A 9,683-nucleotide genomic window follows, 5' to 3' on the forward strand; every position below is an offset into this window, starting at 1 on the left:
CTCACAGGCCCGCCGCGCGCGCGGCCGCATCGACATCGGCGTCCACGACCAGGTCCGGCAGGGTGAGGCCCTCGAGCGCCGTGGCGATGTCCTTCAGGCCATGGCCGGTCACCGTGATCGCGACGGTCCTGCCGCGGTAGGACTCCCCAGCGGCGAGCTCGGCGAGCAGCCCGGCGACGCCGGCGGCCGAGGCCGGCTCGACGAAGACGCCGTCGTGGGCAGCCAGCTCCTTCTGGGCGGCGAGGATCTGCGGGTCGGAGACCGCTGCGAACCGACCGCCCGACTCGTCACGGGCCGCTTCGGCGAGCTTCCACGACGCCGGGTTGCCGATCCGGATCGCGGTGGCGGCGGTCTCGGGGTCGGGGAACGGCTCGCCGGTGACCAACGGTGCGGCGCCCTCGGCCTGGAAGCCCCGCATCACGGGCCGCTTCGTGGCGCGACCGAGTGCGGCGTACTGGGTGTAGCCGAGCCAGTACGCCGCGATGTTGCCCGCGTTGCCGACCGGCAGCAGGTGGAAGTCGGGCGCGTCGCCGAGGAAGTCGCAGATCTCGAAGGCGGCGGTCTTCTGGCCCTGGAGCCGGACCGGGTTGACCGAGTTCACCAGCGAGACCGGGTAGTGCCAGGCCATCTCCCGCGCCATCCGCAGACAGTCGTCGAAGTTGCCGCGGACCTGGATCACCTGGGACCCGTGAAGCACCGCCTGCGCCATCTTGCCGGCGGCGATCTTTCCCTCGGGCACGAGCACGACGGGCGTCAGGCCCGCCTTGGCGGCGTACGCGGCCATCGAGGCGGAGGTGTTGCCGGTCGAGGCGCAGACGACGGCCTTGGCCCCCTCCGCCAGCGCGACCGAGATCGCGGTCGTCATGCCGCGATCCTTGAACGAGCCGGTCGGGTTGTTGCCCTCGACCTTGAGCCAGACCTCGGCTCCGGTCAGGCCGGAGAGCCACTCCGAGTGGACCAGCGGCGTGCCGCCCTCACGCAAGGTGACCGCGGGAGTGCCCTCCGGGATGTCGAGCAGTTCGCGGTACTCCTCGATGACGCCGCGCCACTGCCGGCTCGCCGACAGGCCCTGCCCGCTCACGCCGTTCGCACCACTCATTCGTCGGTCCCCTCGACCCGCATCACCGAGGTGACCTCTCGGACGATGTCCATCTCCCGCAGCTGCTCGACCGTCGCGGACAGCGCTGCGTCGGTCGCCTCGTGCGAGACCACGACGAGCTGGGCGTCGTCGCCCCTGCCCTCCTGGCGCACGGTCTGGATCGAGACGCCGTGCTCGGCGAAAGCCTGCGCGACCGCGGCCAGCACGCCCGCACGGTCGTCGACGTCGATCGCCACGTGGTAGCGGGTGAGAGTCTCACCCATCGGCAGCACGGCCCGGTCGGCATAGGCGGACTCACCCACGCCGCGGGTGCCCTGCCGGTGGTTGCGCGCGACCGTGACGAGGTCGCCGAGCACCGCGCTCGCGGTCGGCGCCCCGCCGGCGCCAGGCCCGTAGAACATCAGCTGGCCGGCGGCCTCGGACTCGACGAAGACCGCGTTGTACGCCTCGCGCACGCTGGCCAGCGGGTGGGACCTCGGGATCATCGCCGGGTGGACGCGGACGCTGATCGCTCCCTCGGCCTCGCCGCTGGCGTCCTCGCGGAGCTCGGCGATCGCGAGCAGCTTCACCACGCTGCCCATGTCGCGCGCGGAGCGGACGTCGCCGGCGGTGACGTCGGTGATGCCCTCGCGGTGCACGTCGGCCGCCGTCACGCGGGAGTGGAAGGCCAGGCTCGCCAGGATCGCGGCCTTCGCGGCGGCGTCGAAACCCTCGACGTCAGCGGTCGGGTCCGCCTCGGCGTACCCGAGCGCCTGGGCCTCCTCGAGTGCGTCGGCGAAGCCGGCACCCGAGGTGTCCATCTTGTCGAGGATGAAGTTGGTGGTGCCGTTGACGATGCCGAGCACGCGGGTGACCTTGTCACCGGCGAGCGACTCGCGCAGCGGCCGCAGGATCGGGATCGCTCCGGCGACGGCCGCCTCGTAGTAGAGGTCGCGACCCGCCTTCTCGGCGGCCTCGAACAGCGTCGCGCCGTCCTCCGCCAGCAGCGCCTTGTTGGCCGTGACGACCGAGGCACCGTTCTCCAGCGCCGCCAGGATGAGCGAACGGGCCGGCTCGATGCCGCCGATCACCTCGATGACCAGGTCGATGTCGTCGCGGGTGACGAGCCCGACGGCGTCGGTGGTGAGCAGTCCGGCGGGGACGTCCACCTCGCGCGCCGCGTCCAGACGTCGTACGGCGACCCCGGCGAGCTCGACACGGGCACCGACCCGCGCTGCCAGGTCGTCGGCCTGCTCGCCGAGGAGGCGCACCACCTGCGACCCGACCGAGCCGCAGCCGAGCACGGCCACCTTGAGAGGACTGTTCACCGGTCAAGGGTATCGGCGCGGCCGATCACCTCGGAGGGGGACGGTGCATCGCGGACAGAGGCCGGCCCGTCGGGGCCGGCGTCAGCGCTCCGTCACCAGCACGACCTTGCCGACCGAGGCCCGCGCCTCGAGCGCACGGTGCGCCTCGGCGGCGTCGGCGAGAGCGAACACCGAGCCCACGTGCGGGACGCGCGAGCCGGCGGCGGCGGCCGCCAGCGCGTCCTTCTCGAACTCGGCCAGGCGGCTCACGATGGCCGGTCCGAGCACGTCGAGGATCGGCCGGTCCGGGGCGTCGTACCCGTCCTGGTCGCCGGAGAACCGCACCATCCGGCCACCTGGCTCGAGCATGCCGTGAAGGGTCCGGGCCGTCTCCCCACCCACGCCGTCGAGCAGCAGGGTGAGGCGCGGCTCGGCGGCACGGAGCTCGGCGGCCCATCCCGGGGTGCGGTAGTCGATCACGGTGTGGGCACCGAAACGCCGCACGACGTCGAGCTTGGCGCCGCCGGCGAGTCCCACCGTGCGCGCGCCGGCGTTGCGCGCCCCCTGGAGCAGCAGGCTGCCCATGCCTCCGGCGGCCGAGGTGACGACCACCACGTCGTCGGCGGTGATCCGGGCATGGTCCAGCACGCCCGCAGCCGTCCGGCCGGTGCCGATCGCGGCGACCGCGGTGCGGGCGTCGAGGCCCTCGGGCACCTCGTAGGCACGCGCACTGTCGACGAGCACGAGCTCGGCGTAGCCGCCGCTGGCGCCGGCGCCGAGATGGGCGACGACCCGCCGACCCCGCCAGCTGTCGTCCACGCCGTCGCCGACCCGGTCGACCAGACCGGCGACCTCGCGCCCCGGCACCATCGGCAGCTCCGGCAACGGCGTCGTGGACAGGCCGAGCCCGGCGCGGATCGAGGTGTCGAGCCGGTGCACGCCCGCCGCCTCGACGGCGATGCGCAGCTGTCCGGCAGCAGGCTCGGGATCGGGCAGCTCCTCGATCTGCAGGACGTCCGGAGGGCCGAAGGTGTGCTGTCGAATCGCTCTCATGGGCTCCACTAGACAACCTCAAGTATTGTTCAGGTCAATGACCGACCTGAACCGAGCCCTGCGCAGCCACGACCTGACCCCCGGAGACGTCGCCCGAAGAGCCGGGGTGACCGTCTCCGCCCTTCATTTCTACGAGCGCGAGGGCCTGATCACGAGCGTCCGCACCGCCGGCAACCAGCGCCGCTACCACCGCGACGTGCTGCGCCGGATCGCCTTCATCAGGGTCTCCCAGCGGGTCGGGATCTCCCTCGCCGAGATCCGCGAGGCACTCGCCACGCTGCCCGAGAGTCGGACGCCCACCAAGATCGACTGGGAGCGACTGTCGAGGCGCTGGCAGAAGAACCTGGACGAGCGGATCGCCCAGCTCCAGTCCCTGCGCGACGATCTCACGGGCTGCATCGGCTGCGGCTGCCTGTCGCTGAAGGCCTGCTCCCTGATCAATCCCGGGGACCAGCTCGAGCGGTACGGCCCCGGGGCGGTCCGGCTGGAGCGGCCGCGCGCCTGACCGCGGTGCCCGAGGATCGGCCGACACGGCCGCCCGGCTCAGCCCAGATCGGTGGCGAGGAGGTCGTCCTCGGTCTCCCGGCGGACGAGTACCCGCGCCTGCCCGTCCCTGACCGCGATCACCGGTGGTCGGAGCGCGTGGTTGTAGTTGGACGCCATCGACCGGCAGTACGCGCCGGTGCCCGGGACCGCGACGAGATCCCCCGGCGCGACGTCCCCCGGCAGGAACTCGTCGCGTACGACGATGTCGCCGGCCTCGCAGTGCTTGCCGACCACGCGGGCGAGGACCGGCGGCGCCTCCGAGCGGCGGTTCGCGAGCGTGCAGGAGTAGTCGGCGTCGTACAGCGCCGTGCGGATGTTGTCGCTCATGCCCCCGTCGACGCTGACGTAGGTGCGCACCGCACCCGCGTCGAGGGCCACCGGCTTGACCGTGCCGACGGTGTACACCGTGCACATCGCGGGGCCGACGATCGCGCGGCCGGGCTCGATGGAGAGCCGCGGCTCCGCGACGCCCAGCGCCCGGCACTCGTGCTCGACGATCTTGCCCATCTCGGTGGCGAGCTGCGCGGGGTCGCTGGGATCGTCCTGGGTCGTGTAGGCGATGCCGAACCCGCCGCCGAGGTCCATCTCGGGCATCGTCACGGCGAGCTCATCGGAGACCCGCGCGTGGAGGGCGAGCACACGGCGGGCGGCGACCTCGAAGCCCGAGGAGTCGAAGATCTGGCTCCCGATGTGGGAGTGGAGGCCCAGCAGCTCGATACCAGGGGTCTCCGTGATGCGGCGGACCGCCTCGAACGCGTCCCCCGACGTGATCGAGAAGCCGAACTTCTGGTCCTCGTGCGCAGTGGCGATGTACTCGTGGGTGTGCGCCTCGACGCCGGCCGTCACCCGCACCATCACCCGGGCTGTGAGCCCGGTGTCCTGGACCACCATCGCGAGCCGGTCGATCTCCTGGACGGAGTCGACGATGATCCGACCGACACCCTCGGCGACGGCGCGACGGAGCTCGGCGACGCTCTTGTTGTTGCCGTGGTAGCCGATCCGCGCCGGATCGAAGCCCGCCCGCAGCGCCACCGTGAGCTCCCCGGCCGAGCACACGTCGAGACACAGGCCCTCCTCCTGGACCCACCGGGCGACGGCGGTGCAGAGGAATGCCTTGCCGGCGTAGTACACGTCGAAGTCGCTGAACGCGTCACGGAACGCCCGGGCGCGGGCCCGGAAGTCCGCTTCGTCGAGGACGTAGGCCGGCGTGTTGTGCTCGGCGACGAGGTCGGCGACCGGCACGCCGCCGACCACGAGGTCGCCGGTCTCGGTCTTGTGCGCGGTGCTCGACCACAGCAGCGGCACGATCGCGTTGGCGTCGCGCGGCGGCTGGAGCCAGGACGGGCCGCGGAGGGCGCCGGGCGCGTGCGCCCAGCCCGCTTCGTGGGTCATCGGTCCCCTCCCCCGGTCACATGCGCTCGGGCGCGGAGACGCCGAGCAGTCCGAGGCCGTTGGCGAGGACGGTCCGCGTCGCCGCGACGAGCACGAGGCGGGCCTCGTTCGTCGGCGTGACCGGCTCATCGCCCTGCGGGAGCATCCGGCACTCCTTGGTGTCGTACCACTTGTTGAAGACCGACGCCATGTCCTCCAGGTAGCGCGCGATCCGGTGCGGCTCGCGGAGCTCGGCCGCGCTCGCCACCACCCGCGGGAACTCCGCCAACGCGCGCAACAGCTGTCCGTCCCGCTCGTGGGACAGCAGGGACGGGTCGTAGTCGTCCGGCAGCGACATCCCGAGCTCACCGGCGTTCTCCATCATCCGGCAGGTGCGGGCGTGGGCGTACTGGACGTAGTAGACGGGGTTGTCGTTCGACGCCTTGGTGATCTCCGCGACGTCCAGGGTCAGCGGACTGTCGGCCGGGTAGCGGGCGAGGGAGTACCTCAGCGCGTCGACGCCGATCTCGTCGGCGAGCTCGTTGAGTGTGACGAGTGTCCCCGCGCGCTTGGAGAGCTTGAGCTCCTCGCCGTTGCGCAGGATCTTGACCAGCTGACCGATCATCACGTCCAGCGTCTCCGCCGGGTCGTCGCCCACGCACGCGGCCATGGCCTTGAGCCGCCCGACGTAGCCGTGGTGGTCGGCGCCGAGCATGTAGATGCAGTGGTCGAACCCACGTTCGCGCTTGCTGAGGTAGTAGGCCGTGTCGGAGGCGAAGTAGGTGAGCTCGCCGTCGGACTTGATGAGCACCCGGTCCTTGTCGTCGCCGAAGTCGGTGGTGCGCATCCACAGCGCACCGTCCTCCTCGTAGACGTGACCGAGGTCCTTCAGGCGAGCGAGGGTCTCCGGGACCGAGCCGGACGCGTGCAGCGACAGCTCGGAGAACCACACGTCGAAGTTCGTGTTGAACCGCGCCAGCGTCTCCTGCTGCTCCCGGAGCTGGAGCTCGTAGCCCTTGGCCCGGACGGCCGCCAGTCGCTCGTCGGGTGGGAGGTCGAAGATGCCCGGGCTCGCCTCGGCCACCGCCTTCGCGAGGTCGTCGATGTAGCCGCCGGCGTAGCCCCCCTCCGGGGTCGGCTCGCCGAGGGCCGCGGCGATGAGCGAGGCGGCGAACTTGTCCATCTGCACACCGCGGTCGTTGATGTAGAACTCGCGCGTCACCTCGGCGCCGGCCGCGCTGAGCACCCGACCGACGGCGTCCCCGAGGACCGCCCACCGGGTGTGTCCCAGGTGCAGCGGACCGGTGGGGTTGGCCGAGATGAACTCGAGGTTGATCTTCTGGCCGGCCGCGGTCGCGGTGTGACCGTAGGACTCACCGGCGGCGACGATCTCGGCGGCCACCCGGCCCTGTGAGCCGGCCTCGACTGTGATGTTGAGGAAGCCCGGTCCGGCGACCTCGACGCTGCTGATCCCCTCGGACTCACGCAGCTGCGCCGCGAGCAGCTCGCCGAGGGCCCGCGGGTTGGTGCTCTCGCCCCCGATCAGGCTCCGCTTCGCCAGCTGGAGAGCGACGTTGGTGGCGTAGTCGCCGTGCCCCTTCTGGCGCGGACGCTCCACGGTGACCTCTGCCGGGAGTCCGTCGGGCAGGGTCAGCGAACCGTCGTCGACGAGAGCGGCGAGACCGTCGACAATGGTGGCGGAGAGCTGGGCGGGAGTCACCGGGCAAGCCTATCGGCGGGCTCCGGTTTCTCTCGCACCGATATCGCCCGGTAAGGTTCGTCACCGCCCGCTCTACAGCGGGCATGCCTCCGTAGCTCAGGGGATAGAGCACTGGTTTCCGGTACCAGGTGCCGCAGGTTCGAATCCTGCCGGAGGCGCCCCTCGCCATACGATCCGTGTCGTGCCTCCCGACACCTCCACTCGACCAGCGGACCAGCCCGTCGTGACGATCTACACCGACGGCGCCTGCCTCGGGAACCCCGGCGCCGGCGGCTGGGGTGCGGTCCTCATGTCCGGCCCCCACGAGAAGGACCTGTACGGCGGCGAGCCGGCCACGACGAACAACCGGATGGAGCTGATGGCGGCCATCCAGGCGCTCGAGGCGCTCAAGCGGCCCTCGGTGGTGGACCTCCACACCGACAGCAGCTACGTGCGCAACGGCATCATGTCGTGGGTCGCGAAGTGGAAGTCGAACGGCTGGAAGACGGCCGCGAAGGCGGCCGTCAAGAACGAGGACCTCTGGCGTCGGCTCGAGGCCGCGGCCGCCCGGCACGAGGTCCGGTGGCACTGGGTCAAGGGCCACGCCGGCGACGCGGGGAACGAGCGCGCGGACGGGCTGGCGGGCCAGGGCGCCCGCGAGGCGCGTGACGCCGCGGTCGGCAGCGCTTGAGACGTCCCCCTAGCACCGCCTGATCGTGGCGTCCTTGCGGGCGTCGTTGCCGTAGCGCTTGGCCGCGGCGACGTTCGGGAGGACGACGGACGCGCCGCCGACGTTGCCGATGCCGCCGGGCAGCACGCAGCCGGTGACCTTGCCCGGGTCCACCTGCGCCACCGCCTGGGCGATCCGGAACAGCTCGCTGGGCGAGACGCCCTTGGTGTGCAGGTTCCTCACCACGCTCATCAGCCCGGTCTCGATGAAGCCGGGCTTGTCCGCCTTGGCGACGATCTTGCGGTGAATGCCACGCAGCAGCCGCTGCTGGTTGGCGGAGCGGTCGAAGTCCCCGCCCGGGAGCGTCTTGCGGATCCGGCCGAACTCCACGGCCTCCATGCCGTTGAGGCGCACCTTGCCCTTCCGGTAGCCGCCGGGCTGGAGGTACTGGTCGGAGAACCGCCGGGGGTTGTCCACGGTGATTCCGCCGATCGCCCTCACCATCCGGGCGAGTCCACCGAACGTCGCGACCATGACGTAGTCGGGCTGCACGCCGAGCAGGTTGCCGACTGTCCGCCCGAGCAGTTGCGGTCCGCCGTAGTAGAGAGCCGCGTTGACCCGGTTCGACCCCGCCCCCGGGATCGAGACCCAGCTGTCGCGCGGGATGCCGATCGAGGTCGCGGCCCCGGTCCTCGTGTTGATGCCGACCATCTGGAGCGCATCGCCGCGGACCCGGAGCGGGTTCTCCCCCGGGCGCGCGTCCGACCCGACGGCGAGGATCCAGATCATGTCGGGCTCGACGTCGACGCCCTCGGCTCGCTCGACCTTCACGAGCGTGAAGTCCTGCGGGCCAGGAGTGCTGTCGGGAACGACGAGGGCGACCAGCCCGAGCACCACGCCCAGGATCGTCGTACGAATCACCGTGTGCATCAGGGGGCCTCCTCGCCGCGTCGCAGATCGAAGCCGAAGACCTTCCAGCCGTCCTCGGTGGGCGTGAGGAGCAACCGCCCCGTGACGAGGTCGGTGCGCTCGACGCCACCGGACATCGTGAACTTCAGCCTGACCCGGGCGGTGGCGCCGGCGGGCCGACCGTTCGGCGCGGCCACGTCGACGCGGATCGCCCGACGGACCATCTCGACGCCTTCGAGCTTCGGGCCGACCTTGGCGTTGCTCGTCACCCCGGACTGCCGCACCGCGAGCGCCCGGGCGTCCTTGGTGAACTCGCCGAAGGCGGCGCCGAAGTCCCCGCGGGGGTAGTCGCCGCCGTACCCCCGGTCGAACCAGCGCTCGACGACCGCGGTCACCGCGGTGAGGACGCCCTGGCTCCTCTTCTTGCCGAGCCGGCCCTTGACGACCCCCAGCCTCGCGTCGGTCTCGACGGCGGAGGCGGTCTCGCCGCTGGAGGTCGGAGCGGCGTCCTTCTTCGACCCCTCGTCGTCGCCCGAGCATCCGACGAGGGCGACCAGCATGACCAGCGCCGTCAACAGCAGCGCCGGCCGAGATGGGCCGCCGCACCTCTGTGAGGTCGTGCGATCTGGTGTTGCGCGCACCGGGTGCGCCTCCGTTCGCTTGACGGTTCGATCCTCTACCGAGTGTCTCTTCGGTAACACCATGCCCCAAAGGGTGACCGAGGATCGGTATTTGCCTCGCGGGGGGACTAGCCTTGCGGACGACAACCGCCCGCTATCGGCGGCGGGTGGGGCCAGTTCATCGGAAGAGGCGAAGCACGTCGTGACGCAGTCGTCAGACCAGTCCACCGGATCTCCCGTTCCTGCGGACTTCGGAGCCAACGAATGGCTCGTGGAGGAGATGAAGGAGCGGTTCGAGAGCGACCCGAGCAGCGTCGACCCGGCCTGGGTCGCCTACTTCAAGGGTGAGGGTGGCTCCGGCGGCAACGGTATGGCGACCGCCGCACCGAAGGCCCCCGCCGCGCCCGCGACCGCCGCTCCCCCGAAGCCG

General features: G+C 71.5%; 10 protein-coding genes and 1 tRNA gene. 4 read left to right on the forward strand and 7 right to left on the reverse strand.

All coding sequences use genetic code 11. The features are described from left to right. Window position 1 precedes the first annotated feature (1 nt). The 3 genes from thrC to E7Z54_RS00590 all read right to left on the reverse strand — a co-directional run bounded on the left by thrC (window position 2) and on the right by E7Z54_RS00590 (window position 3,438). Window positions 2-1,099 carry a threonine synthase gene (gene thrC / locus E7Z54_RS00580; RefSeq protein ID WP_206055933.1) on the reverse strand — a complete coding sequence of 366 codons (1,098 nt, stop codon included), beginning with the start codon at window positions 1,097-1,099 and terminating at the stop codon, window positions 2-4. Continuing rightward, entirely contained in the window at window positions 1,096-2,406 is a 1,311-nt protein-coding gene (locus E7Z54_RS00585) for a homoserine dehydrogenase (protein WP_136430882.1), read from the reverse strand. Before E7Z54_RS00585 ends, thrC begins: the two co-directional genes overlap by 4 nt. Before the next feature lie 81 nt (window positions 2,407-2,487). Next, window positions 2,488-3,438, reverse strand: a complete 951-nt coding sequence (locus E7Z54_RS00590; RefSeq protein WP_136430883.1) for a zinc-binding dehydrogenase — start codon at window positions 3,436-3,438, stop codon at window positions 2,488-2,490. Window positions 3,439-3,475: 37 nt separating this feature from the next. Here E7Z54_RS00590 and soxR point away from each other — a divergent pair, with 37 nt between their 5' ends. Next, window positions 3,476-3,943, forward strand: a complete 468-nt coding sequence (gene soxR / locus E7Z54_RS00595) for a redox-sensitive transcriptional activator SoxR (RefSeq protein ID WP_206055934.1) — start codon at window positions 3,476-3,478, stop codon at window positions 3,941-3,943. Window positions 3,944-3,981: 38 nt separating this feature from the next. Here soxR and lysA read toward each other — a convergent pair whose 3' ends face one another. Then, window positions 3,982-5,376, reverse strand: coding sequence for a diaminopimelate decarboxylase (gene lysA / locus E7Z54_RS00600; RefSeq protein ID WP_136430885.1), 1,395 nt, complete (start codon window positions 5,374-5,376; stop codon window positions 3,982-3,984). Window positions 5,377-5,392: 16 nt separating this feature from the next. Next, on the reverse strand, window positions 5,393-7,075 hold the full coding sequence (argS, locus tag E7Z54_RS00605; protein ID WP_136430886.1) for an arginine--tRNA ligase: 1,683 nt from the start codon (window positions 7,073-7,075) through the stop codon (window positions 5,393-5,395). 85 nt (window positions 7,076-7,160) lie between these two features. Here argS and E7Z54_RS00610 point away from each other — a divergent pair. Then, window positions 7,161-7,233: transfer RNA gene (locus E7Z54_RS00610), tRNA-Arg, on the forward strand. 23 nt (window positions 7,234-7,256) lie between these two features. Continuing rightward, complete coding sequence (gene rnhA / locus E7Z54_RS00615; protein ID WP_240769436.1) at window positions 7,257-7,745, forward strand: ribonuclease HI; 489 nt, start codon at window positions 7,257-7,259, stop codon at window positions 7,743-7,745. 9 nt (window positions 7,746-7,754) lie between these two features. On the opposite strand, the gene E7Z54_RS00620 is transcribed toward rnhA, so the two are convergent. Together E7Z54_RS00620 and E7Z54_RS00625 are read right to left on the reverse strand one after the other, a co-directional pair. Beyond that, window positions 7,755-8,654 carry an LCP family protein gene (locus E7Z54_RS00620; RefSeq protein ID WP_136430888.1) on the reverse strand — a complete coding sequence of 300 codons (900 nt, stop codon included), beginning with the start codon at window positions 8,652-8,654 and terminating at the stop codon, window positions 7,755-7,757. Continuing rightward, window positions 8,654-9,208: a hypothetical protein gene (locus E7Z54_RS00625; protein WP_168798095.1), complete on the reverse strand. Its 555-nt coding sequence runs from the start codon at window positions 9,206-9,208 to the stop codon at window positions 8,654-8,656. The genes E7Z54_RS00620 and E7Z54_RS00625 overlap by 1 nt, the downstream gene beginning before the upstream one ends. A gap of 247 nt (window positions 9,209-9,455) precedes the next feature. On the opposite strand from E7Z54_RS00625, the gene E7Z54_RS00630 reads away from it, so the two are divergent. Then, window positions 9,456-9,683: 2-oxoglutarate dehydrogenase E1 subunit family protein (locus tag E7Z54_RS00630; RefSeq protein WP_240769437.1), on the forward strand; the 228-nt coding region annotated here is incomplete at its 3' end.

This window comes from Nocardioides sp. (assembly GCF_004803405.1).
GTDB classification, from domain to species: domain Bacteria; phylum Actinomycetota; class Actinomycetes; order Propionibacteriales; family Nocardioidaceae; genus Nocardioides; species Nocardioides vastitatis.